The 26,889-nt window shown below is 40.6% G+C and carries 17 protein-coding genes; 13 read left to right on the top strand and 4 right to left on the bottom strand.

Annotation, left to right across the window (positions count from 1 at the left end):
• Positions 1-43 precede the first annotated feature (43 nt).
• A complete protein-coding gene (locus N475_RS16790) occupies positions 44-1,954 on the bottom strand; it encodes a S9 family peptidase (protein ID WP_063365626.1) in 1,911 nt (636 codons plus the stop codon).
• A 560-nt stretch (positions 1,955-2,514) separates the two neighbouring features.
• Between N475_RS16790 and N475_RS16785 the strand changes: the two genes are divergently transcribed.
• The 9 genes from N475_RS16785 to N475_RS16745 all read left to right on the top strand — a co-directional run bounded on the left by N475_RS16785 (position 2,515) and on the right by N475_RS16745 (position 15,174).
• Positions 2,515-3,747, top strand: coding sequence for a fatty acid desaturase (locus N475_RS16785; protein ID WP_063365625.1), 1,233 nt, complete (start codon positions 2,515-2,517; stop codon positions 3,745-3,747).
• Between the two features lie 133 nt (positions 3,748-3,880).
• Positions 3,881-4,588: a YMGG-like glycine zipper-containing protein gene (locus tag N475_RS16780; RefSeq protein WP_063356119.1), complete on the top strand. Its 708-nt coding sequence runs from the start codon at positions 3,881-3,883 to the stop codon at positions 4,586-4,588.
• Positions 4,588-5,181, top strand: a complete 594-nt coding sequence (locus tag N475_RS16775) for a hypothetical protein (protein WP_063356120.1) — start codon at positions 4,588-4,590, stop codon at positions 5,179-5,181. The genes N475_RS16780 and N475_RS16775 overlap by 1 nt, the downstream gene beginning before the upstream one ends.
• 58 nt (positions 5,182-5,239) lie before the next feature.
• Entirely contained in the window at positions 5,240-6,289 is a 1,050-nt protein-coding gene (locus N475_RS16770; RefSeq protein ID WP_063365624.1) for a hypothetical protein, read from the top strand.
• A 28-nt stretch (positions 6,290-6,317) separates the two neighbouring features.
• On the top strand, positions 6,318-7,634 hold the full coding sequence (locus N475_RS16765) for a S1 family peptidase (protein WP_063365623.1): 1,317 nt from the start codon (positions 6,318-6,320) through the stop codon (positions 7,632-7,634).
• Positions 7,635-7,639: 5 nt separating this feature from the next.
• Positions 7,640-10,474, top strand: a complete 2,835-nt coding sequence (locus tag N475_RS16760) for a hypothetical protein (RefSeq protein WP_063365622.1) — start codon at positions 7,640-7,642, stop codon at positions 10,472-10,474.
• On the top strand, positions 10,471-12,672 hold the full coding sequence (locus N475_RS16755) for a hypothetical protein (protein WP_063365621.1): 2,202 nt from the start codon (positions 10,471-10,473) through the stop codon (positions 12,670-12,672). The genes N475_RS16760 and N475_RS16755 overlap by 4 nt, the downstream gene beginning before the upstream one ends.
• Before the next feature lie 31 nt (positions 12,673-12,703).
• A complete protein-coding gene (locus tag N475_RS16750) occupies positions 12,704-14,326 on the top strand; it encodes a hypothetical protein (RefSeq protein WP_063356126.1) in 1,623 nt (540 codons plus the stop codon).
• 2 nt (positions 14,327-14,328) lie between these two features.
• Positions 14,329-15,174 carry an OmpA family protein gene (locus tag N475_RS16745; RefSeq protein WP_063356127.1) on the top strand — a complete coding sequence of 282 codons (846 nt, stop codon included), beginning with the start codon at positions 14,329-14,331 and terminating at the stop codon, positions 15,172-15,174.
• 188 nt (positions 15,175-15,362) lie between these two features.
• Here the strand turns inward: N475_RS16745 and dgt are convergent, their stop codons facing one another.
• Positions 15,363-16,832 (bottom strand): dGTPase, encoded by a 1,470-nt coding sequence (dgt, locus tag N475_RS16740; RefSeq protein WP_063365620.1) that lies wholly within the window; start codon positions 16,830-16,832, stop codon positions 15,363-15,365.
• Positions 16,833-17,026: 194 nt separating this feature from the next.
• On the opposite strand from dgt, the gene N475_RS16735 reads away from it, so the two are divergent.
• Positions 17,027-19,837 carry a tetratricopeptide repeat protein gene (locus tag N475_RS16735; protein WP_155730853.1) on the top strand — a complete coding sequence of 937 codons (2,811 nt, stop codon included), beginning with the start codon at positions 17,027-17,029 and terminating at the stop codon, positions 19,835-19,837.
• A 621-nt stretch (positions 19,838-20,458) separates the two neighbouring features.
• Entirely contained in the window at positions 20,459-21,583 is a 1,125-nt protein-coding gene (locus tag N475_RS16730; RefSeq protein WP_063356130.1) for a hypothetical protein, read from the top strand.
• A gap of 72 nt (positions 21,584-21,655) precedes the next feature.
• Here the strand turns inward: N475_RS16730 and N475_RS16725 are convergent, their stop codons facing one another.
• Entirely contained in the window at positions 21,656-23,068 is a 1,413-nt protein-coding gene (locus N475_RS16725; protein ID WP_162269603.1) for an EAL domain-containing protein, read from the bottom strand.
• 182 nt (positions 23,069-23,250) lie between these two features.
• On the bottom strand, positions 23,251-23,682 hold the full coding sequence (locus N475_RS16720; RefSeq protein ID WP_063356132.1) for a BLUF domain-containing protein: 432 nt from the start codon (positions 23,680-23,682) through the stop codon (positions 23,251-23,253).
• Positions 23,683-23,990: 308 nt separating this feature from the next.
• Between N475_RS16720 and N475_RS16715 the strand changes: the two genes are divergently transcribed.
• The gene (locus N475_RS16715; protein ID WP_063356133.1) at positions 23,991-26,240 is read left to right on the top strand and encodes a response regulator; all 2,250 of its coding nucleotides are present in this window, start codon (positions 23,991-23,993) and stop codon (positions 26,238-26,240) included.
• Positions 26,241-26,382: 142 nt separating this feature from the next.
• Complete coding sequence (locus N475_RS16710) at positions 26,383-26,883, top strand: DUF2938 family protein (RefSeq protein WP_063365619.1); 501 nt, start codon at positions 26,383-26,385, stop codon at positions 26,881-26,883.
• Positions 26,884-26,889 lie beyond the last annotated feature (6 nt).

Raw genomic sequence — 26,889 nt, 5'->3', positions numbered from 1 at the left:
AAAATTGGGCCTGTGCTGCTCATTGTTTATTGAATTTGTATTATTACAGGTGTTTTTTAAGGAAATCTAAATATGCCTGAGATGCTTCAATACGGTTTTCTTTTTTAGAAAATCCATGCCCTTCGTCTTCAAATAGCACATATTCGACGGGGACATTGTTCGAGCGTACTGCATCGACCAACTCGTCGCTCTCAACTTGGAGTACGCGCGGGTCATTTGCACCTTGTACCACCATCAGTGGTTTGGTTATGTTTTTGGCATGAAACAGTGGGGAAATGCGGCGCAATCGCTCTCCATCTATTGCTGGATCACCAAGCTCCTCATACAGGGACTTTTTGTATGCTTCCCACCAAGGTGGAATGGACTCTAAGGTTCTAACCCAATTAGTGACACCAAACACATTGATACCGAGCTTAAACTCTTCAGGCTCAAATGCCAGCGCTGCAGCTGTCATATACCCTCCGTAACTACCACCCATAATACCAATGCGCTCTGGATCAACCCAGTCTAGTTCTTGAAGGTATTTTTTACTCCAAACAATGTCTTGTAAGTCATCTTCACCATGCTTCTTATCGTCTAAGTGGAAAAATGTTTTACCGTATCCTGAGCTGCCACGATTGTTAACAGCAAAAATAGCATAGCCTTGGTTAACTAGGTGCTGAACTCGAGCACTGTAGCCAGTCTTACTTTGTCCACCAGGGCCCCCATGTACATAGATCATCGCAGGAACTTTATTTGTTGGTTTTGCTTGCTTGGGCTTATAGAGTACGCCCGGTACTTCTAGGCCATCAAAACTCTTGAATCTAGCGATGGTACTTTCAACTAAGTGCGCTGGGTTTATTTTTTCACTTAAAGTCGAAGTTAACTGTTTTACCGAATCACTACCTACTTGCCATACGTACAAATTACTTGGGGAGGTATCTGAATTAAGATAGAACGACATTAATTTTTCATCATCAGAAAAGTTCACGCCTTTTATACTACCTGCTGGCAGTTTAGGTAATTTAATGTCTTTTTGTTTTTTTAAGTCAGTGACGGTCACTTTGATACTTGAGTCTTCATTTACACCGACAACACGGTATCTATCGGCGTCAGAAAAGTATAAAAACCGGATATCCCAGTCTTGTACAACATAAGGTGTGTGTTCGCCTGTCGCTATGTTATAGCGCCAGTTTTGGTAAAATTCACCGTGTGCATCCGTACTGTAGTATAGGTATTTGTCATCTTTTGAAAATGCCGAAGAAGAAAAGTTAGCCTCATATGGCACATTCGATACTTCAACAGGTTTTGCTTCTGGTGAGTTCAGATCAAGTAAAAACAAATCACTATCTTTATTGCCTTGGGCGTTTACTAAAGCGATGTAACGGTCAGTTTCACTCACTCTTTCTACGCTCAGGTTTTTATCATTTTTGTAAATTAGCTCGCTTTCATAGGTTTTTGCATCAAAGAGGTAGAGATCCATAAATCGTTGATCTCGTTTGTTGCTCAAGATGTAAAAAGCATCTTCATCATTTGAAAACCCGACAAATTTTGCTCTCACATCTTTACCAGGAGTTAAGTCATGCACTTTACCGTCTTCATGTCGAACAAAAACATGAAACCGTTCGTTGCCATTATTGTCTCGGGTAAAGAGTAGTCGGTTGTCTTTAGGGAAGTATTTTAAGGCATAGGTAGAATCTGGTGACTTTGTTAGTTGTGTTTTAACACCCGTTCCTACGTCTATTTCATACAAATTAAAAATGCCAGATTCATCAGAGTTTACGAGTATTTTTTTTGCATCAGGGCTAAATGCGCTACCGGAAATACTGGTGGTATCAAAAAAAGTCTCTGCGGAGTAGGTACGAAAATCTGAAACTGGTTGCAGGGAACTTGTCGGAGTTACGACTTGGCTGGTTTGTTTGCACGCACTTAGACTTGCCAACAATGCGCATGCTATTGCTGTTCTTTTTAACATAATTTTCCTTATTAATTGCTGTCACTTCGACTCGAAGTTACTTAATTCCTGAATGTGTTCAAGAATCAAGGTTAGCTCAACTCTACTTTGAACGTGGTTTTAGTGCAATAAAGCTATACCAGAGCGCACTTGATATCCTGACACAACGGACGTGCTTGAGTTTTGCTAACTCAAATCTTGAAACTACGGCTGGGGCTTTATCCAATTTATGCACAATTATTTGTGAGCTACCAAGAGTAAGTTTTAAAGGCCAATCAAGTTAGTCCTATCAAATTCAATGTAATACCCAACCAGCCCCACGAATGCCTATAAAACAACCTTTGCTATGGAATACGCACTTAAGAGAATAACTTTAGAGAAAGGTTTATACCTTTTTTGGGGTGGTGGTACTGTCGCTAATTAAATAGAGAGATTATTTTGTTTCTAATAGGCTGAAAATTAATAGGAATTTATTTTTTTAAAAAATTTATTTTTTCTCCAAAAAAGTAGGGGGGAGTTCGCGGAAGTCATTGAAGCAAGGCAATGGGGCTTTGACTTCATAAACTTTTTTGGAGAACTCCATGAAAATCTCTACTAATTTTAAATCTTACTTTCTTAAACTAATTGAGCTGTTCAAATTTGCCAGACACACACAGAGTAAGGCTCAAAGTCATCCAGATATACGAGAATCTATGACACATATAGGCAGTAAACTTCCCAGAAGCGGTTACCTTTTTGTTCAGCAACTTTTAACCGAAATAACAGGTAAAGCGCCAAGTGCCTTACCGCCATTAATTAAAGGAACTCAGTTATTGCGTCAGATAATGACGCTGACCTTTTTAACTACGGGTATTTGGTTAACGTCTCTGTTTTTAGAGTTCGGTTTACTTTTATTTCCAATTTGGATTATCGCTGTATTGCTCATTTCTGCGAGTATGCGGACAATGCAAGTGAGCTTTACGCACTATGCTGCGCATGGAACTTTACATCGTAACAAGTGGGTAAACAGGGTATTGGGTGAAGCGTATTCGATTCTTTCACTGTCTACACCTATGTGGATGTATAAGCTGAGTCATATCGGGGGTCATCATGGCCGTTTAAACTCTATCGCAGATCCGGATGCGAGCTTTTTTGACAAATGGGGGTATCAAGCTGGTCGCTCTATAAGTTGGTATTGGCTGCATACGATTAAGTTAATTGTGAGCCCGAGTTACTACACCAAGCTGTTTGCAGAGCGAGCTCGGGCAAATTTTGCGCCATTTACAGTAGAGCCAGGGTTAACCTCTATGATGCCAACCAAGCGCTCTATTCGCACTAGGCAGTGGGCTGCAATTGGTTTTCATAGTGTATTACCGGTTATCGCAATAGAGTTTGGCTTTGGGCTTTTGTATTTAATGGGTTACTTATTGCCTCTGGTATTTGGGTTTGGCGTTTTGTCGCTGTTCCAAAATTTGTCAGAACACCAACCTGCTTTGGTTCCGGGCCAAAACCCTATGTTAAAAGCCGAAACTAAATTTACAGCGGGTAGGTTCTTTGGAAAAGAGTACGACTCAAATGCGCCAATAAAATGGTGGGCTTACATGCTCTTTGTTGCAGCACCAAGTAAATATCTTGTAGTGGGGAATACTGAGCTATGCAGTCATGACGTTCACCATGCAGCAGAGGTAAGGTTCTTCTCAGTTTCTGACAAAGAGTGGGCAAATGCGCCCTATGTAAGACGAGATGCCGTCAATCAAGGTGGTGTATTTAAGGAAAATTGGGGGATTAAAGACACTATCGAGCACAGCTTTATTGCACTAAAAAGTATTCGATAAATAGTACAAACCACCTTTTTGTTTGTTACAAAGCAAAGGGGTGGTTTAAATTTTTAATTTTCATTGACAGTAAAAATCAAAAATGTAACTTATGGTTTATCAAGTGTTAAAAAGTGTTAAAAGGAAATGCATAATGACACCCTCAACTAATGTACGTAATTTGTTTTTATCTAGCGCCTTGGTATTGAGTCTTGGTGCTTGTAACAGCCTTCCTAATCTTCCTGGTATGAACAACAATATTTCCCCAGAAGCGCAGCAACTGGACAACCAAGTAGATGACTTTAGCCAAACAGTCGCTGAAGGAGCTTTGGCCGGAGCTTTAACCGGAGCATTAGTCGGCTTGGCTGCCGGCAATAGTAAAGAAGCAGTACTTGTTGGTGCGGCTGTTGGGGCCGCAGGTGGTGCAGCTTACGGTTACCATATCGCAGGTAAAAAACAAGAGTACGCAGATAAGGAATCGGCGCTTAATGCGTTAAGGCAAGAACTAACTGATACAAACGAAAGCTTAACTGCGATGGTTAATACTGCTCAAAAACTTTTGGCCGCAGATAAGCAAAGGCTAAATGACCTTGAGTCTCAATTGGCTCAAAATAACCAGCAACAACAGCAATATAATGAGCTTGTGACACAAATTCAAAATGATCGCAAAGTCATTGCAAAAGCGATTGAGTTAACAGATAAAAAATATGAGCAAGCGATGGACAACTTGGCAAACTTTGAAAAGCAGTTTGACGTTCAAGGCCAAGAAGAGTTGCAAGCTATGTTAACTAAGTACAACCAACAAAAAGAAGAGCTGGCGGCAATCGACAAAGAACTGATCGAATTAGTCGAAAAGTCTTGATGGTGCGTTACAGCCTCCTTGCAGTTACTTCATGTTTGTTAGTGGCATGCTCATCTGTCAGCACCGATCCTAATAAAGGCGGGTTTATTGGCGGCTTGAAGGGTGTGGTTGGTGGAGAGTATGACAACCGCCTGTCACGCAAACAAAATGAGGTAGACGAGCTTCAAGAGCTAAATGCCATGCTGGCGCGACGTTTAGAAAGTACTAAATCAGAACGCTCAGCTGTAGGCATGGAAATTGAGCAATTGAGCAACCGCTTGAACCAGTCTAAGGCGACTCTTGATATAAGCAGAGGGCGGCTTGACTCTGCTTTGGCCAACAAGACGATAGAAGAGATGGCTTTAAAAGAGATTAAGCTGGAACAGCAAAGACTCGAAACTTTAATGCTGGAGCTTACTTTAATCACGGCCAGCCTAGACAAAGAGGAAAAACAGGCCTCTTCAATCTCTCCAGATATCAGTCGTCCGTTGAGCTCAACCGATGCCGAAATAAAGGAGAGAGTTCAAAAAGCTGAACTAAAAGAAAAGCGAATTGCTCAGGATATAGCAAACCATATAAACATAGTTGATAGACTTTTCGCAAATCCCAAATAAACGGGAAATCAACTGCGACAGTCATTGAAAAATCAGTTTACTTGATAAGGAAAGCACAATGGCTAATTTTAATATTCACAATCACCTATTTTCAGAAGAAGCAAGCCAATTTGGCGCCGTTGAAATTGGCTCAGCATCTCAGTCTCGAGAAGTAGAATTGACGAGAGTTGTTGCAGATAAAAGTGTAGATGGCGGATACCGTTATGATGGTCAGGCGTGGGCAGAGCTTAGTGACTTAAAAGTGCGTAGTTTAGACTATGACAACCCTGAGCTGTGTTTTCAACGAATGGAATTCAGAGTTAAAGCTGGCAGTACTCAAATACCAGCAGGGTCAGTTTTGTGTTGTAGTGAAACACCTTATTCAACCTTTTGGGCTGCAAATACGCATTTTCGTAAAGGGCATAAAGACGGTTTCCCAGATATTACTGATAGAGCGTCACTGTTTAAAGAAATGGAACGTGTTTCAGTCGATTGGTGGGATACAGGAGCGAGCTATTATACCGCAGGCTTGCCAGAGTCAAAATTTCAGTATTACCTCTATTCAAGGCGCAAAGCCAATAACAAAAACACGATGTGGGTCTTTGGTGTCATCATCAACGAGTCAGGCAATACGCTTATGGATTTATCGCAAGTTGAGGCTGAAATATATTCATCTGACCGAGTACAGGGAATGATAGCAAATACTGTATCGGGCAAAGATATGCAAATTGGTACACACGTCAAAAAGGCTCGTAAGTTAAGTCGAGAAGAAGCCAATGCGCTGGCATTCATATCCATTCGACAAGCGCTTGCTGGTCCCTCAAAAGACATTGAGGAGCGTGAAAACTTACCCGTTGTAGAAGAGTTTACACGTATATACTCTGATCTCCTTCATGTCTTATCTGAAAGAATTGAAGCAAAGCGGGAAGAGCAACAAATCGATATGGATAGCGAGGAATACCTTGCCAGTGAAGCGAAGTTTATCGGCTCCAGTGCTGCGATGGTCGATCCTGAAGTGATTTGCCGCATGAAAGAAGGTATGGCATCCAAGTCAGATAAAGCCTTATGGGAAGCGTTTGAAAAAGATGCATTTGATGCTTATGAATCGGTTCGAGATGACCTCTTTTAATTAAAAAAATAATAATGGGTTGTAGTAGATGGAGTATACACCGATAAAGCAGCCGGCATGGCTCTTTGCTATTGGGATAATAAAGGGAGCAGATGATACAGAGTATTCTCTTGGCTCGGGTTTTGCCATAAATCCTACCTGCATTGTAACTTGTAAGCATGTGGTTTTTGACAAAAATACTGAAAAGTTTCATAGAGCAAGCCGGCTTTTTGTTGTGTCTAGCTCTACGAAGTGCAGCGTACAGCAAATTTACGCACACCCAACTTTGGATATTGCAGTTATCGAAGTCAGTGAACCACTTGACACATTGGCACCGGTCATCGTCAATCGCAGAGAGTCGACAATGAAGAAAGGCTCCACGGCATTTGCATCTCTGGGCTTCCCTGGAAAGCATGGTGGCTGGGAGATGAAAGTTCATCGACCCGCACCAGAAGACTTTTATTCCAATTATGAGTCAGATAGTGAAGGGCTCATTAGCTTTATAAAAGCAGGAAAAGGGGCTAGCGAAGGCTTTAGTGGCGGAGCTTTATGTATTGAAAATAAGGGAGCGTTGGCTGTACTGGGTATAAATACGATTGGTGGGCAAAACTATGGTGTTGGTGGTTTTATTACAAGCGATGAGTTCGTTAAGTTTTTGAAAAAAGAGAGTGCACAAAGCGGCAAAAATCTTGCCCCAGTGCAGTTAATACAATGGCCAGACTGGTGTGAGTCCGAGCATGTTGAGGCTGTGTTGGACATATGTCAGCGTAAGCAAATATGTGGTCACGCTATGGGCAACCGTCGCGATGAACAAGTGGCTGTTCCCATCATATTTAATGGTAAAGAATATTTAGAAACGTTTGTTTTCATCCCTCCTAGCGCTGAAAATAGAAGCTTTGGCACTGCTAAAGGCTTTTGGATCCAACAAAGTGTCATGCCTAACTTGAACGAAGCCAATAGCAATAAGCCACTAGCGGGGCTCAGCTATAAACAATCTTATGAAATTGTCGAACAGCTTAAGCGGGATAACAACATGCTGTTTAAGCTACCTTGTGAGTCCCAGTGGCTAGATGTTCTTTCCGCAAAAAATACAATTAAATTGCCTAAGGCAGTGCAGTATGATGCGTTTGCAGGTCATGACATAAACAGAAAAATCGCTCACAAACAACACCCTCTTGATATTTGCTTTACACCTCAAGGTATGTACGAGTATTGCTTTTCTGAGCATCCAACTCAAGCCAGCATGTATGCGCCTGCTTTTAAGCACAATGGCGAACTTCATCAAATACGTATGCATTGCTCGCAACAAATGCCTATGGCAACTTTTAGACTGGTTTTAGACGTTTTACCTGAGCATTTAGGATAAAGAAGATGGAATCTCAAGATAACAATAATCATGATGGCGAAAACCAAGGTGGGTATGATGATTCACCTGAAGGGCAATCATCAACGAGAGAAGTTGACGACTTAAGCGTTAGAAATGAGCCAGCAAATGGACTAGATAAAAACAGCAATGAGACTAACGACAATCAAGGTGATAAAGCTTTATCTCAAGATAGCAATGAAGATGAACCGGAATTCGAAGATTTTGAAGAGCTTGATGTCACGCTGACTGGGGAGTTTAAAGCTCAGCTAAATGGACAATATGCTTACTTGGTAGAAGCCACTTCTATACCTAGTTCGAATCTGAATACAGAGTTTTATGCTAGTCAATTAGACTCTGCAAAAGAGCTAATCAACAGCTTAAACACCGCTGTGGTGGTGTTTTATGGAGAGGCGTATGTTGATGACGTCAGCCTGAGTACTGCTAATTTCGTTTCAGAGCAATTTGAACTTGCATATGATCGAAAGGAAAGTTTCAGGGATGTAACCCGAAATGATTTACTCCTTAATAGCTCTGCGGAAGAGTTATTAGCGCTTTTTGAAAGCGAGCTAAAGCTGGGTGATAACGTTAGGCTAAATATTCAGCTTAAAAGCCACCCTAAACTGTGTAATTGGTTAATTGAGGAAAGCAATTTCCAAAAACTCAATGCTTTGTTTGAAAGAAAAGAAGCATATTTGATTCTGTGTATTCACCGTGAATACTACTCTTTTGACAAGTCTCTCGATAATCTACTTAGAGGTAAGCCAGAGGCTATTTATGTTAATTGGCCTGAGATTTTAATCAACATATGGGACAACGAGCTCGCGTTTACAATGGATGATCGAAATCATTTGTTGGATGTGTTTCCCAAAAGTGAGAGTGAAGTTTGGTCAAACAAAGCCCCGCGAGCTGCATCCAAATTATGCTCAGAGCCTGTTAAAGAGTTGCTCTCCAATGTAGAAAGTGAACAGCAGGTTTCAGAGCTTCGCACACTGATCAATAAAGCATTTACGAGTAACCATAAAAATGCGTCAATTGAACTAAAGCGTATCGTCGAGTTTGGCTGGCGCAAGCCCCTGAAAAAAATGCTTTTGGCAGTTTTTGGTTGCTTGAATCAGCAGCAGCCAGAGCCTGTTCGTTATAAAGAATTAAAGGCATGGGGTTGCAACTTTCTTCAGCATAAAGTGATACGCCACCCTTTAGTTTTGCAAGAAACTGTCCAAAATAATGGACATGAAAGCGCTGCTTCAGAAAACAGCGCAATGATCGTCAAGCAAGAGCAGCAGTACATAGAGAGCGACGCCCATTTGCTATGGTTGGAGCATTTTGATGAGTTAATCGATGAATGCGGACTGTCTATCGATCGCTCGGTTAAAGATGGTTTAACTGTGACAGTGGAGAATTTTAGTACAGACTGGGTTGTTGAAGAGTTTTATCGTCGATATCCCAGCATGACTCAAGAGATTTATGACTTTATTGTCAATGGCAACATGCTATTTTCAGGCCCAGATGGAAGCGCATTACCATCAATAGCACAAGCTAAAAGCTATTCACAGTTATTGATGTGCGTTAGTAGTATTAACGAGATCGACTTTCCCATCACTACGACACTTTCTCGGTTACTTTCACAAGGGGCTAAAGAAATTATACAAAGGGAGCACTCAATTCGGCGCAGCACTGGTGGTCATTTGAGTAGAACTAAATCAGAAGATATTTTTAATTATGTGTCTTTTGGTATCGCATTCTATTTAGAAAATATTAAACAAAATAGTGTGTCACTTGATGAATACAAATGCTTTTTGAGTGAAGCGCTAGAATCTGCCAAAGAAAACTATGTTAAAACCAAGCTTTTAATCACTGTATTTGGCCTTCTTGCGGACCAAAAACAGTTTGCTACTTTGGAATACATGTTTGAGTTTTTGCGTTTTAGTCAAAAACAGAGTATTTCAATTGCCACAAAATGGTGGCTAACTATGCGCCGGGTATTTGCCTACCATATGAGTGGTTCTTTAAATGAAAGACTCGAAGTTTTAAAGCAAATAAGTAACTTAGTTAAAGAACAAAAAGATGCTGGCATCATTCAGATGACCTATTCGAGGTTATGGTTTGACGCAATCCGTTCTGATTTCTCCAGTATAAACACAAACTCCAAAGGGAGCTTTGTGGAAGTTGTTGCACAAAAAGGTGTGTCAGAGGTAACTGAATTACTCAGCAACTTTGAATTGGTCGATCCAGAGATGGTGTCTTTTAGTGTCCCTCGTCAATTTTTAACTCCGTACATAGCAAATATGTTGTTAGCGGGGCTGAGTAGCGCGATAGATGATGACATGGAGCCATACCTAAAAGGCCTTCACGATAAGCTCAGCCAAATTTTGTTGGTTGAATATGCAACATCAGCAATGAAATCGAGTCATGCTAGAATTAACAACCCGCTTGTTTTGATGAAACAGCATCAGAAAAACGCGTCCAATGACTTTTCATTACTAATTTACCATCAGTTCTTTGACATTGCCCTTGCCGAGTGGGGATCAAGTGCGGCGGGGTTAACCTCTTCTGCGAGCACGCGAGCGTCGTCTGATATCATTATCGGTTATCTTGAATCCTTGAACACGACCATTGGCTCAAAACGAGTCCAGCAAATGTGTCGGCATTGGTATAACGCGGCCGATGCGCTGCAACAATTGGATCGAGAGATTAAGCGCCCACAAGGCGTCTCCAAAGACAATGAGTTTGTATATCATGAATTCAAAATTTTGATTCAGAAAAAGTTTAATCGGTACAGGCAGATGGCTGAATATCTAGATAATCTGCAACAGGACAAAGGAAAGGAGATCGCCGAATGAGTATTTCAAAACCTATTGATGAAATTTGTAAAAAATTGAGTGCTGATGAAGGGCCAATGAGTCACCAGAGTCTGGTTCGAGTCGACAAAGATGGTGAAGTACTTACAGGGTTAACTGCGAGATTAAAAACCGCACACAAGTTTGCTGTGCGAAACAACCATCGCGTTGAATGCGGCAAAATAACAATACGAATTCGGGATTTTGTTGCTGACAATAATAAAGATATTCCCATTCGATGGGCTGCTAGTCTTGTTAATGATGGTGTGGATTTAATGCGTGAAATCGTAACACGAAATGAATCGGTAGAAGAGACTCTAAGAGCGGTTATGCAACAAGTGTTGCAAGAGGAAGCAGACAAGCGTGGTACTGATGAACTGGGTTCATGGGCTCATAGTCAAAATAGGGCGTTAACCGCTGCCGTAACAGCCAAGTTGAGCGCTCTGAACCTGAATGCTGTTTGTGTACTGGAGACGAAACAGTTTGTTTCAGCGAGTATGGAAATTAAAACGCCTTCATTCTCTGTGAGGACCTCCGACTCGGATAGAGATATCTCAGTAAATATAGATATGAGAATTGATCCTTTGCAGGGGCAAGGCCAATCAGGCCCTAAGAGTAAAGTCGATTGGGATTTGCAGATCCGGTCGTGGACCAAGGACTATGTGGAGCGCAACGAAATTCTTAATAATGTTTATTTGGATTCAAACTTCGATCGCAGGCTAGAAGATCATATAAATGTAAAACTGGGTAACATTGGTTGGAAGATTCAGCGTTTTACGTTGAAAACGCCTCGGATGGTTCAAGAAGAGAGTCTCTCTGATATTTTCAATGTTAACTGGACGAGTGCCAAGGGGCAAACATTCAAATTTGACGTTAAGTTGGCCATTGTAATTGAGGATCTTGGTCTATACGACAAAATGGGCAAGCCCAGCTTAAAGGCGTTTGCTCAGGAAGTTTTGGACAAAAGTTTTGAAGCTGTTTTGTTTAAGCGTGATACCGATAGTCTAAGCCCAGGCAATTTCAAAGAAGTACGAGAAGCGGTACACAGTATGGTTAACGCAACCGCTAGCCGTTATGGCATCGGTTTAACAACACTTTTACCAGACCCAGCTATTCCAGAATGGGAATTACTGAAACCAACAATCTACGATTATATGCCTAGGGACTACGAGACCAGTGACCCTGGTAGCAAGGCGAATTTTAAAATCAACTTAGAAGGCTGCATTGCTTCAATTGGTTCGGCGTTTTACGCGACTTCACTCAAGGGGGTATCGGTTGCCCAACAAATTGAAAAAATAGCGACAGATAAAGCCGCAATCGTAATGCGCGAAATAGAAATTAGTGATTACTTTGAGCATTTTTATGAAGGCAATGGTAGCTCACCTTCGGTTAAAGAAGTACTTGAAAGAGCAATTACTGAAGAGTTGAAAAGCAGGTTCAATTTTAAAACGCAGTATATCTCCATATTGCAAAATGACCCCCAGATGCGCGAAGACCTACGAAAACTTAAAAACGACGCCGTTAAGCAAACAAATATTGAAGTGATGCCTAATTTGGAAGGGCAGTATGTGGGCGATGACTATCTAGTGCCTATATCAATTCGATGGCGTTTTGCAGAGCCAAGTAGAGGCAAAGCGGTCAATTTAAATTATAGGCAGCTTAATCTGCAGCAGTTAGCTGAGTCTTTGCCAGATAAAATGATGAGTATTTTGGCAGGGTTGTCTTACTCAGAGCTGGTCGCAACAACCTTTGAAGATAAAAATGCATTGAAAAAACGCCTGTTTGACGAGCTAAATGCCGATTTGGGTAATCAAGGCGTGGGTATATTCATTGAGTCTGTTATCTCCGGAGTCAGTGAGTGGGCGAAGTTAGATTATTGGCAGAACAAAGGCCACAAGGTTGAAGAGCTGAAACTTGCCAAAGAGCGTCAGGCACTTAAACATGAAAAGTTACTTGAATTTGATACAGATGCACTCGCCATTGAGGCGGATTACGAAACTTATCAAGCCCTGAAAAAGCGCAGAATTCAAAGTATTGAAGCCAACGGTGAGGTGGAATATGAGGTTGAGAAAAAGCTAAAAGAGTTGGAACAAAAGCTGAGCCAGCGAAACCTTGAAAATAACTCGTCGCGTTCAGAGCAAGCCAGTTCGTCAACAGAATCAAGTCGTGAAGGTCACGGCACCAAAGGGTTTATTGAATAAAAGGGTGCTTTTGAAGCAGTAAGAAGGAATTATGAAAAAAACATCTACATTAAGCCACATCTCGAAATTGGGTATGTGGGGTTGGTGGGCATTTCCTATTTTGTGTTTTTTGCCTATGGCTGTACTGTGGGGCAACATTCCAGACAATATTCGGTCTGGAAATAATTATCAGCTCGTTTTTAGCATAGCGGTTTATGTGTTGCCCTTAATATGGGCTTATAAACAAAGCTGGCGAGCAAAAAAGAGATTCAATATTGAGTTTAGATTACTCAAAAGTGTCACTGACAAAGCTAATAAACAAAGACGCAGCATCATTACTCAAAATGGAAAACAAGTACTGGATGTCACCACTAGCGAGAGAGACGCTGATTACTACTTGGGCGGTGAAGGAGGCGCTGCAGGCAGTGAAACAGTCGCCTCATTAATGGTGCAACAGCTGGTTAAAAATGCATCAGAAATGCGTCGTGATTCAGATATTGCCTCTCAGGTATTTATTCGAAAGCTCGTGCCCTTTAAAACTGCGGTGCAGGTACCGCAACAAGTGGCTTTGCGTTTGGGGATTTTATTTACTTTTATTGGGTTGCTAATTGGTCTTGAGCCTGTTGCAAGTATGTTTCAAGGTGCTGGTGGCCAAAGAGAAGCAATTGGTGAGTTGATCTCAGGTTTAACCATCGCGTTTGGAACCAGTATTGCGGGCCTAGGCGCCGCGCTCATGATTCAAATTTTAGTGACACTCGTTGACAAAGAATACGCTCGAACGACTGGACAACTTGAGTCTGCATGGATGGATCTGGGCCATGTGCTGAGCTTTGTTCGTTTGGAAGGGGATTTACCCGCTAACGTCGACAGGCTGTCAGATGAAATTGAGCGTCATCGAGAAAACGTAAATGTTCATACTCGCAATTTAATTGAGCAAGTTGAAAAACTTGTTGATGAGGGAGTCGAGCAGCGTCAAATTGTGGCACAAACCCACCAAAAGTTAGATATCAATAAGCATGCGATAGACACCTTAGGGAAGGCCCATGAAGCGCATTTGCAAGAGTTTCAGACTTTGACCGAAACTCTCAAATCCTATGAAGTAAGGTTAAGTACCTCATTGGGAGAGGCCATTGAACAAGCTAACAAGGCTGGGCGTGATCGCAATGAACAATTAATTGCGCAAGTTAGCGCGAGTATTAATAGTTTAAATGGCTCCATGGAACAAAGTTTAAGTGCCATCAGGACCGAACTAAGTAGCATACAACAAACTGGGCCTGATCCTCTTATTGAAACCTTTCAAGGTCTAGCTAATAAACTTGAGGAGTCGGTAAAAAATGAAGGCCAAGTAAAAGCGCTTGGTCAACTGGTTGACGAAATCAAAATATTGGCACAAAACGCCCAACATACGAACAAAGGCCTTGAAAGTGCAGAATTAAAAAGCGTTTTAGGAAATTTGAACAATACACTTGCCAATATGGCGACACAAGCCTCAGTTAGTGGTGCAAAGAGTCGATTAGGGTATGTATCCGCCAGTTTGATAGGGGGAGTCGTTGGTTGCTTAGCGCTTTTGCTGGGAATGGCTGCCATAGGAGAGCCCGCACAAAATACACTGTCGCAAATTCATAACTACATGGCCGATGACCCAAATAACAAGGCCAATGAAAATGGAGAGTAGCAGTGCTATTTGAGAATACAGAACTGGCAAGTGACAGTGAAATGGGGCCGGGGACAGATTTAGTTCTTTCTTTGTTGTCCGTGGTCATCACTATTTTAGCTGTGGTTGGCATGAGCTATTCAGTCACTGACACAGTGCCTAGCGCTGAAACTGCCTGCCAAGGAGATGAATGTTTTATAGATAAGAAGTTGGCAAGTGTGGAGACGCAGCTTAAAGACGCTCATCGCCAAATTGAGTCTTTAACCATGGAGCTCGAGAATCTAAAAGCTGTTTCACAGCAGCAACCAAGTATCGTGTATGGAAAGGTTCTTGAGTTACATGAGAGTACTTTTGCGATTTTTGAGAAAAACCAAGCGAGAGTAAACAATGATGATCTTCAACGGCTGAAAGCTGAACTGCAACCCTTGTATGATAATGTTGTCTCTGATAATGCAAATGTGATCAGGATTCATGGCTACGCTTCGCCTGAGCCAAGATTTTCGGGAGCTGATAAAAGCTTAGACAGTAATATGGACTTATCTGTTGATCGCAGTTTGGCAATATTGCATGCGCTATATAAGCTTGGGGTTCCTTATAAGTGTATGGTTGTAGAGGGATATGGACGGAACCGCTCGCGATTTTTAAGCAACTACCTTAGTCAGCGTGATATGACCATAAAACAATGGGATACAATGTATTTGCAAGGGTTTGATGACTCCCTTTTACCCGCTGAAAAAGAAAGACTTTTGAGTCAGTTGGAGGCTATGTACCAGCAAGATCGCCGCGTTGATCTGATTGCAGCAATTGAAGCAAACTCTCCGTGTTCACCTACCCAGTTAGCATCATATTTGCATACCGCAATATGGTAACCGGACTATAAAACACTAAAAATAGTGACGATTTGTGGTGAGTGTGAGGTAGAAAAGAAAATCGTGTTCTATTGAGGCATAGAGTGCGTCTTTACAAAGTACTCTATGCCCCGTATTACAATCAATTTTGATGGGAGTAGAAAATCAGTTGACTGTGAGTATCTATTCTTAATTGTAGAAACTCAGACTTAATCTATAACCAATAATGTTCTATAGGTGTCGTAGGCCAGTTGATCGGTCATGCCGCTTATAAAATCCTGTATTAGTCGACATCGATAATAAAATTCATATATGGGATTTGATTTTTGCTTATCAGGCACCTCTTGAACTGACTTGCTGTATGCGGCAATAAATTGACCTGAAATTCTTTTTAGTAGACGCACTTCAATAGGGTAAGTATGACTATTATTCAGTACTTCACTAAATTGGGCCCACGAGAGGTTTAATAAGCGTTGATATTCGTTCAAAATACCGGAGGTTATTTTATAACCTTGCAATTCCAGCTCTTCTACTTCGTGATGACAAAATACATGATTAAGAGCGACTTTTTTCAATGCACCAGCAATGGCATGTTGGTAGCTGTTATCCTCTAATAGTGCTTGGTCAAAACTGCCGTTGAATACAGCTTCTAAATTGTCTACAAATCGCTTGGTTGCATGTTTTACAAGAGGGTGAATAAGTTCTACACGCAAGTATATAAAGAATTCATTTTTAGAATTGGCAGGGTTCAAGCTCGCGCGGCTTAACGCTTTGCTGCAGGCTTTCTCTATAAAGCATTCTTGCCCGTAAACTCCAAGAGTTTGACGCTGTTTTGTGTACTCGATAATCAGCTCTTGGATAACACTATCTACACTGAGTATGCCCTTTTCAACGGCATCTTCTATATCCGCGAGGCAGTAAGCAATGTCGTCTGCTGCTTCCATGATGTAAGAAACTGGGTGGCGATTTCCCAATTTCATATTGAGCTTATCGCAGAGTTCTTCAACAAAGCTTTTCTCACTATAGAAATAACCCACTTTTTTTTGCAAATAACTAGTCGCGGCCGTTCTAGGTGGCCTTAAGTCAGTACCACAGCGAGTGTATTTTAATATTGAAGCAGTTTGGCAGTATGTTAAGTTGAGATTGGATAGAGAGCGTACGATTCGGATTGCCTGGGCATTTCCTTCAAACTGGCACAAATCACGCAGTAAATTTGCACGGACATCTTGTGTGTCTTCTTTATCGCTGCCTTTTAAGTATGCCTCTTTATAGTCAATATGATTAGAGAAGTAGGTTTTAAACCAGTCATTTATCGCGGCTTCACCAAAGTGCCCAAATGCTGGGTTGCCTATGTCGTGCATAATACAAGCCATTTCAACAAGGCTCACGAGCGCATTTGCGTGTTCTGGGCTCAGTAGCTCTTTGGTATGTTCGCTATTTTTTAGCTCATCGACTATCGAAAGTGCGATGAATCGACCATTTTGTTGAACTTCTAAAGAATGCGTGAGCCTAGAGCGTACGGCGGCATTTCTTTCGAGTGGGAAGACCTGAGTTTTTTGCTGTAAGCGTCTAAGGGCTGCGCAATTTAAGATACGGCCTCGGTCACTTTCTAAACTTACAAATAAATTATTGTTTTCTTTGTAAGGTCTTTTGGCATTTATTTTTGTTTTAAAATCCATCTCTTAGCTCGATAATTGAACGCTTTCCCATTGTAATTAAATTATGCCTCCGTGCAAATTTACTATTCGGTACTTTTGATAGCTTAAAAGGTCTGCCAATTGTTATTGTCTTAGCTAGAATAAAAGGTGGTGACTTGCAAGAACATGATGTAGCTGGCAGTCTTTGTTTTAATGTGTGCAGATTAGATTTTTGTATGAAACTCTTAGCTTTAGCTCTATTTACTATTTTACTTTCTGGTTGCAATGCAGTTCCAAAAAGCGCAAGCCCTGATTTATTGTTTATTGAGCCTACAAACATATCTGGCGACGCATTGGTCGCCCAAAGTTATTTTTTATTGGCTAAAGAGGCGCATCGTCTTGAGGATTTGGATTATGAATTTGAATTGCTAAATGAGTTATCTGATCATCAATATGGGCCTGCTCAACTAGAGATTGCTGAAAAACTACTTAAGGGTCAAGGAAAGCAATATGTGGATGGTGATGCACTTAGTTGGGTGCAAAAAGCCATTGATAACAATCATATCCCCGCTATTTTGTACTTGGCTAAATGGTACCAATATGGCGGCAATGGTGTTGAAGTAGACCTTAAAAAGTCGATGGAGTTGTATGCAAAAGCGATTGAGTTGGGTGAGCCAAGCGCGGCCACGGAACTTGGATATATTTTTCTTGATCATTGGCGCACTGACAAGGGATATGAAACCGCTAAGCAGTTATTAGCAAATGCAGCCTACTACGGTGAAGCGAAAGCGCTCTGTGGCTTGGGCCGCGTTTATCAGGACGCAAGTCTACTAAGAGACATCACTAAAGCCGCTGAATATTTTGAAGTGAGCTATATCAGAGGGTACAAGTTGTGTGCTTTTGAACTTGGTTATCTGCACCATAAAATTACCAATGATTTAACGCGAGCATACAGTTGGTACAAAAGAGCGGCTTCATCTGGCTCGGCAGATGCACTTAACAACCTCGGCTTGATGTACAACCAAGGTGAAGGCGTGGCGGTTAACTTAAAAAAAGCGAGAGCTTACTTTGAACAGGCTACTGAGCTAGGTAGCCACTTAAGTTTTGGCAATCTCGGTAGGCTCTATGAGTTTGGTGAAGGGGTTGTTCAAAGCTTTGAACAAGCAGCCAAGTATTACGAACGTGGTATAGAGCTCGGTGATGCGCAATCAATGCATAACATGGCAAGCTTATACAATAAAGGGAGTGGAGTAGAACAAAACCGAGATAAAGCCCTTGAGTTGTTTGAGCTAGCTGCGCAACAGGGCAATCAGTTTTCGGCTTTTAACTTAGGTAATGCATATTTATATGGGAATGGAAAAGAGCAAAATAGCAAGCTTGCATTTGAGTATTACGTAAAGTCTGCAAAATTTGGTTTTAGCCCTGCTTATTGCCAAGCAGCAGACGTTATCATTTCTGAAGACTGGCAAAAAGCGAAATCTTATTACTATGAAGGTGCAAAATTAGGTCAGGGAGACTGTGCTGAAAAGTTAACCAACTATATGCGTATTCGCCAAGAACGAGATCTTCCTATTATTACTTTACTCATCTCCCTGGCAACCAGAGGTGTTGCCGTTGCTCATCGAGAACTTGGTGTGATCTATCATTATGGCGATTTTGGTGAAGCGGTTAATTTTGAAAAAGCGAAAAACTACTATTTGGAGGCAGGCAAGCTTGGTGAAGGCCTTGCTTATGCCAATCTAGGCTATTTATATGAAGAAGGTGAACATGTAGGCCAAGATATTCAGATGGCTGCTTCTTTGTACGTAAAATCAGTTGAGCTTGGCAATGCGCTTGGCCAAAACAACCTTGGTACATTTTATTTAAATGGTGTCGTGTTCGAAAAAAACATAGATCGCGCTATTGATTTATATGAACAGGCAGTGAGAGGAGGGAATGTTTTTGCGATGATGAATTTGGCTGATGTATATTCAAACTATGCATCTCACCAAAATCAAAATCGAGCATGCGAGTTGTATAAAAGTGCATTTGAACTCGACTACCAGGGCGCAATAACGAAGTACAGTCACTGTGTATTTGAGCTAGAGAGTAATCCAGAAGGTGCATATAAAATTCTTGAGAGTGGCGCTCAAAAAGGTTGTCAACTCTGTGTGGTTAAGCAAGTCGAACTGGCGCTTGAAGGGCATGTTAAAAACAAACCATTAAGCTTTGTGATTCAAACACTAGAGAGTGCGAGTACAAAGGGAAATGCAAATGCATCACTTAAACTGGCTGAGTTATATGAAAGCGGAGAGTACGTCTCGCAATCCTATGAAAAAGCGCTTTATTGGTTTCAACGAGCTGTTGCAAATGGTCAACTTGATGCATTGAATAAAGTAGCTCAGTATTACTGGGATGGAAAAGGGACTGAACATGATGAACAACGAGCTATTAATGCAATCTCTCAACTGGCAGAGGCACAAAATTATAATGTAGCGTCATTTGTGGGGGAGCATTATTACTATGGCGTAAATGTAGATGAAGACGTCGGCAAAGCTAGGCAGTATTTTTTACAGGCAGCTCAACAGGATGACGATATTGCACTCAATAATTTGGGGGTTATCTACCGTGATGGGCTAAGAGTCGAGGTAGATACTGATCGTGCACTCACATACTTTAAGCGTTCAGCGGAACTTGGATTACCCGATGCAATGCATAATCTGGGCGCGTTAAACCTTAAATTAAATCAAGACCTAAAGGGATTAGCTTGGTTGCTTAAAGCTGCGAAGCAAAACCATTCTGAAAGTTATGTATTACTCGGTGCGTACTATGCCAATCAAAAAGCAGATCGGGACGCTCAAAAGAAAGCGGTTAAGTGGTTACAGCTTGCTGCTGATGACAACTTGCCTGAGGGCATGTATCAACTGGCCATGTTACTGAAACAGCAAAACAGCAATAAGTTAACGGCTGAAGCAACCAAGTGGCTTGAGGCAGCTGCTTCAAGTGGCCACCAAAGGGCCAAAAACGAGTTGAGCGATAAAAACACAGATTTCAAGTATGAAAAATAAGCAGTTCTTTTCAGTGCAGTAAACAAACATAGAGCAGTGATAAACTGGGTGTTTTGTAGTTTTTTGTTGTTATTAAACGTTATTTTTATAAATAGATTTTTTGATTCTAGTTTCTTTGTAGTGTAATTGTTTCATTATTTGAAATTTTAACTGCTTGAATAAAACTATTTTTATTTTGTGATGAAAATAAAAAACAACCCTTATATGTAAAAATTATAGGTTTATAAATGTAGTGGAATTTTACGTCTATTTAATCTTGTAAAAATTCCCTTTTGAATCAATTGGTTGAGTTTTTAATGAGTTGGCTTATCTGGTTTGGTTTGTTTAAGATGTTGATTTTTATAGGGAAAAATAATTTACTTCTTAAGTTTAACTCGTTTTGTTTAAATCAGCGTTTAGGCTGTTTATGGTACAAGCTTTAAAATTGTATGTTTGAGTTTGTTTTAAATAAATCAACCTGATAGTTTTTTCTTTGTAAATGCTATAAGGATTCATGTATGCTATTAATATATACATAGAATATAGCGGTTATTACGATTGCAGAGCATTAAAAAAATCATAAGAAAGCTCTCATTTCAGTCAGAGCTCCAGCCTAATATTTTTTTCATAGAAGGCTACATTATGGGGCTTGGTGTTACACCTCAGACAGTATTGCCTAGATTATGGATAACAAAATTATTTGGTGAAATTGCTTCTGGGCAAGAAAGTCACCTCAAGTCTTTAATGGACTTTTATAATATCTGTATGGATAACATCATGCGCAACTCGCTGCGTTTACCGCAGCGATGCGTGTTGCCAAAAACGGATATCCACCTAGCGTTGCAAGATAATATGCCATTGCCGAGTTATTGTAAGGGGATGCTAAAGGCATTGACTTTTATCGACAGAAACACCCTAAGACAAGAGCAGCTTCAATCGCTCAATTGGTTATGTGAGACGCTCAGGGGGTTTAGTAGTTACATCAATGCGAGGCATGTGTTTGGGAGTGAAGAGTTCAGCTTTGAGAAAAATGCCCAATATGCAAAGCGTATTTTAACATCAAGAATAAGTGATACCGTACATCAAATGCGCTTTTCAGAGAGTTGCAGGGAGCAAGGGCACAATGCGGTATCGAATGAAGATTTTGATCGCAAAGGTGTAGAAGCGCACCTTCAGGGGATCTTAACCAAAGATGACGAAACAACCCTAGCCTTGATTAATGATTTAATATTAGTCATTGAGAGAGAGCTCATCACTGAAAACTTTAAACAGCGTCATCAAATGGCGTTTGATAAGCTGTATGAGGCTCAGCCTTACTTGATTCTTAGAAGTAGAAAGGCACAAATTCAGTTCAATATGGGAGACATTAAAGCCGCAACGGATGAGCTGGAAGCGCTGTTACCACTTACCCTCAATGATGCATATAAAAATCGTTACCAGCTCTATAATTGTTATATCAAACAGAAAAGCTGGAGCTCGTTAGACCAACTGTTGTCGAATAAAAGTGAAGGAAGCTTCGGAGATTTGGCTACTCGTACTTTGCTAGCTTATGCACAAGAAGGAGATACAAAAAGTGCAAGGCTTCTCAAAACTGAATTGAAATCTACCTACCCGGCAGTAGAGCTATTATTTGACCCTGCTAAAGGAGATGGAAAATCTCATTGCGAGTTAAGTGCAGATACTGTTAATGAATATATTAATCGAGGTGGGAAAAAAGCGTGGTGCTCAGTAAGTGGTGGCCTGTTTTGGCTAAAAGCTAAAAGCTAAAAGTTTTAATCCCATAAACGTAGGCGAAAAAGTAATCGCCTCGCATATAAATAATATGCGAGGAAGTGTTGATTAGGCTGCTTCGTTAGAAAGAAACTCATTCATAGTCAACGGAACGGATGCGTAATACCCCTGTATATATATGTTAGGAAAACGCTTTATATACTCGTACTGATGACGATTTTCTACGCCTTCAACAATGACTGTTTTCTTATTTTCTTTTGCAATTTGTACAATTGCTTCGAGCTTTGGAGCTTGATCTGATTTGCTCTGTACGTCAGAAATATAGGCTTTGTCTATTTTGACAGAATTGAAGTATTTACTGTTTAAGATACTAGGGTCTGCACTACTTTTACCAAAATCATCAATAGCAAAACTGAACCCAAGATTTGACATTTTTCTCAAGGTATTATGGGCGTTGTCGCTTAAGTTAAATTCATTTCCTTCAGTGAGTTCAAAGGTAATAAAAGCAGCAATCGACGGCGTATCTCTTATCACTTTTTTCAAATAATCAAGAAGCTGTTCATTTTCTAACATCGACACTGAAATGTTTAAGTGTATTGGTTTGAGTTTTTCGCGTGCTTCAAGCTTTATTTTAAGCATCGAGTAAACTTGGTTTACCACAATTTTAGTTAATTCACTTTGCAGCTCTGGTTTATCCTGGATCATAGGCATAAACATTTTTGGGCCTAAGTTTTTAGTATTGCGCCATCTTACCAATGCTTCATATCGCCTAGGACTATCTAGGTTTGACGTTTTAAAAATAGGCTGAAATACAAGATAAAAGTCGTCAGGGTTAAAAGAAATACTGTTCATCAATTTTAACAGAACATGTTTTCTATACATCTCTGCTTGATAGAGCTTTTCGTTGTGTACAAAGGCACCATTTTCGGCTTCAAGTGCATATTTCATTGAAAAGGTGAGTCTGCGCTGAACTTTATCTATGCCATAAAGTGATGACTGGCCTGTTAAACTCATAGATGAAATAGCGTAATCAATAGGTACTTGAGTATTGTTTACCCATACTTGCTTAGGCAATTTCTCTAAAATATCTAATTGCTTAGCCTGTGCTTCTTGTTGATTGGAGTCTGTATCATGAGTTACAAATGCCATCACTAAAAAGTCAGAGTCATGCAAAGCTAACGCATACGGCTGACAAGATTTACTAATGTCTCTAAATAGTTCGGACAGAGAGTCTAAGTTTCCTTCTATCGAATCAAACACCGGGGTTTTACCAAGCTTGATCAAAGAGACATGAAACCTCGAAAACTTGCGCTCTACTTTTAGTAAGCGCTGCATGAAAAACATATAGTTAGGTATGTCGCTTTTGCCATGATAAAGCACTGATTTACTCAGTGCTTCTTTTGCTTTTTTTATTTCTTTTAAGACCTTCAAATCCTTTTTACGTAATTGATTGGTCCTTATCAGTGCGATGACGCTCACCGCTGCAATGACGATTGCTATGCTTAAATAAATATTGTTCATAAAAGAAAAATAGTTGAGAAATGTACGTTGTAGATTAAAAACCACAAAAATGGACGAAATATGTGTTTTTCCTCCACAATTCATATTTTTACATTACAGCGCATTACACTTAATCAACTTTTATTCTTGTAATTGAAGCGTATAACGCAATATTCATTTCTAATTAGGTCTAGGTGGCGACATTAACTACCAAAAGATTTGTCTATGTGGTCGTCTATTTCAAGCTCATGATTACGAAACGATTTGAGCAATTTGTAGCTAAGAGGAAGCGTTCTATGGGGCCTATTCTTACGCACTTTTCGATAAGCTTCGTTTTTATCAAGGTCAATTAACCCCATAGCCCAGCGGCGAAAATTTCTTTTTTCGATAGGGTTACAGATCAATGCCGACACTTCAGTGTGTCTGGTGTCATTTTTTATGCGTTCGAATAGTTGCTCAACTTTGAGTTTGTCGCCTTCAATCACTTGCATAAAGTGATGCCTATCATATAACAACATGCCAGATATCCCTTGTAGTTGATTAGTCGCTGCACATTGGCAGCGTAACTCTTCTAATTCTTCGTCACTTAATGGGCTGGCCACAGTACTGATATATATGAGCTCGATCAGATCCATATTTAATCGGGGTTTGTTTGCCTTTAGATTATCATAGTGGGAAATTTGCGACTTCGCACAAACACCTTTCGATTTAAGTCTCGTTGTTCAGACAATTTATGCATAGTGTGGGGCTAAGACCATTAGAGTTTTCAAAGTGTATTCTGCCTGCGAGCCCAAACCCGTGAGAATACCAAACTTTAGTCGGTAAAAACTCATTGCGAATGGCTTTGGTTGTGTTTGAAGGCCGCTTTACTTTAAAGCCGCTGTCTCCTACTTTTTAGTAAGGAAATCCGTAGGTTTGCAATGATATAAACAAGAAGGTGGGGATGCTGGTTTTATCTACTCAGACAATATTGCTCATGTGTGCGATCGGAATAGTAGCGTCGGCAACAGCGTTAACCTTTCTATGGATGGCAAACCGAGATATAAAAGCAACGGCATTTTGGGCTGTTGGTCCATGGCTGCTGGTGGTGAACTTTGGATTGTTTGCGGCTCAAAATTCACTTCCATATTTTTTTAAACACATTGCTTCAAATTTTTGTGGTCAACTTTCGCTGATCATGATGTTAGTTGGTTTGTATTACGCGGTTAATCGGCGTCCACCTTTGCGCATTTTGGCAGTTTATCTGGGGGCATTTGTTGTCCTGTTATCCTATTTTACGTATGGGGATGATGCTTATTCATCACGGCTAAAACTAGCCGTTTTGATGATATTTTTAACTTCAGTGTGGATAGTCGCGATCTTAGTGGAACATCGAAGAAACAGATTTGAAGTATCTGGAGCGCTAGTTGTATTAGGTCTAGGATGCCTCAATACGGCAGGGATCTTTAGGGTCAGTGCGCCGATTAGTCAAAATGCATCAAGCATTTTAAACGACACGAGTATATACATTCAGTTGTTTTTTATCACCATTATGGTTGCTCAGCTAATATTTAATTTCGGATTTGCCATCATGGTTGGTGAGTTACATAATTTTGCGAATAAGCAATCTCGTCAAGCGCTACTTAATTCAAATTATGAACTGGGAATTGCTAAGAAAAAAGCAGAGGAAGCATCTCGGCATAAGTCGGAATTTTTAGCCAATATGAGTCATGAGATTAGAACACCCATGAATGGGGTGATTGGTATGCTCGACTTAGTTGAAAAAGAAGGGTTAACAGAAGTTCAGCGTAATTATATTTTAACTGCGAAGTCGAGTGCAGATGCATTGATGGTGGTTATCAATGATATTTTAGACTTTTCAAAAATAGAAGCGGGTAGGTTAGAGATCGACAAAGTAGAGTTTGATGTTATCGAACAAAGCGCCGCTTTAGTTAAAACACATGCACATGCGGCACATGAAAAGCAGCTAGAACTTCTTTTGGAAACTCAATCAGTTCAAAACCGCATAGTTGTAGGCGACCCCATCAGGTTTAAGCAAGTCCTCGGAAATCTAGTGGGGAATGCGCTGAAGTTTACCCATCATGGTGAAGTCGTTGTAACTATTTCTACAATTGGTGAAGGCGGCAAGGTGCGTTTAATCGGTGAAGTGAGAGATACCGGTATTGGCATCGAAGAAAGTAAACAAGCAAAGCTCTTTGACTCATTTTCACAGGTTGACGCAACTACGACTCGGCGCTTCGGTGGCACGGGGCTTGGTTTGGCCATTGTAAAAACCCTGTCAACTTTAATGGGAGGCAAAGTTTCATTGAAAAGTGAGTTGGGGGTGGGAAGTACCTTTGGTTTTGATATGTTACTTGGCGATGTCGCTAAGCAAAAACATCAACTTCACAATATATTTGGATGCACATTAATTGTAGAAAGTCATGAGGCATCGGCTCGCGTACTTAAAAATTTATTTGAATGTTATTCTACACAAGTAGATATAAAAGACAGTTTCAGAAGTGCGCAAACACATCTATTTGAAAATGATGTGGACTTAATTGTAGTGAGCCGAAATATTAATGGCAGAAAAACGGACAATTGGTTCAAAAAGTGGCAGCTGCAGTCAGGCACGCAAGCCATTATCTTGACCATGTTGCACGATAAAGAAAACAGCGAGCATTTCAAAAATCTAGGATATTCAGGGAAATATACTAAACCGTTTACTCAGAATGATATAGAAAAGTTCATTGAAGTGCGCCAAAGTGCAATACAAGGTAAAGACAATGATGTGCCTCTTGAAGAACACCGGTTTGCTGGACAATATGTATTGTTAGTTGAAGATAACCCTGTTAATCAGTTAGTAGCGAAGAAAATGCTCGACTCCCTAGGGCTCAAGACTGAGCTTGCTAGTAATGGCAAAGAAGCGCTAGCGCTATTAGAAGGTGAAAGTACTGGGTATGTTTTTGAGCTTATACTCATGGATTGTCAAATGCCTGAAATGGATGGATTTGAAGCGACAAAACGGGTACGGCAAGGGGAAGCGGGGGACGCATACTTGGAAGTCCCCATTTTAGCCTTAACTGCCAATGCAATGAAAGGGGACAAAGAGGCCTGCCTTAAAGCCGGTATGGACGATTACATAACAAAACCTATCCAATTAGAAAGTTTGATCAGTGCACTTTCTAGGTACCTGTCATTTGCCGAAGTTTAAATAAAACGATAAGAGTCAATTCTTACTGCTTACAGAATCTATTTTTTAATTAGAAAATTGCTTGACCTCAAGTGGACTTTAAGTGGCATAGTTTTTTTAGCCATCTAGAAGTCGGTATTTTTGAAACTTGAAGGAAAGCAATATGTCAGCAATAACTGAGTTTAATGTATTTATATGGTATGTAATTGCCCTCGGTGTAAGCGCAACGGTGCTTATGGACGTTTACAGTTTAGCGTTAAAATACTTATTTAAAACACCACCGTTGGACTATGCGCTAGTCGGCCGCTGGGTTTTACATTTTGGTGAACAGCGCTTGATGCATCGAACAATCATGCATTCGGCACCGAAACGCGGGGAGTTGGTCGTTGGATGGGGGCTACACTATGCAATAGGTGTCATTTTTGCTACAACCTTTATCTATTTGTGCCAAATACTTGGTTTGGATGCACACCATCTTTTGTGGAATCTCCTATTCGGTGTTGTAACGTTAATATTTCCTTTTACCGTTATGCAGCCATGTCTTGGTTTTGGCTTTGCGGCATCAAAAACCCCTTCACCTTGCCTCGCTATATTCAAAAGCGCTGCCGCTCATTCTGTATTTGGTTTGGGTTTGTACTTATCTATTAATGCTGAACTGCTTTAATTAAAC

It is taken from the genome of Pseudoalteromonas luteoviolacea DSM 6061, assembly GCF_001625655.1.
GTDB classification, from domain to species: domain Bacteria; phylum Pseudomonadota; class Gammaproteobacteria; order Enterobacterales; family Alteromonadaceae; genus Pseudoalteromonas; species Pseudoalteromonas luteoviolacea.
This window is presented reverse-complemented; position numbering and strand designations above follow the sequence as displayed.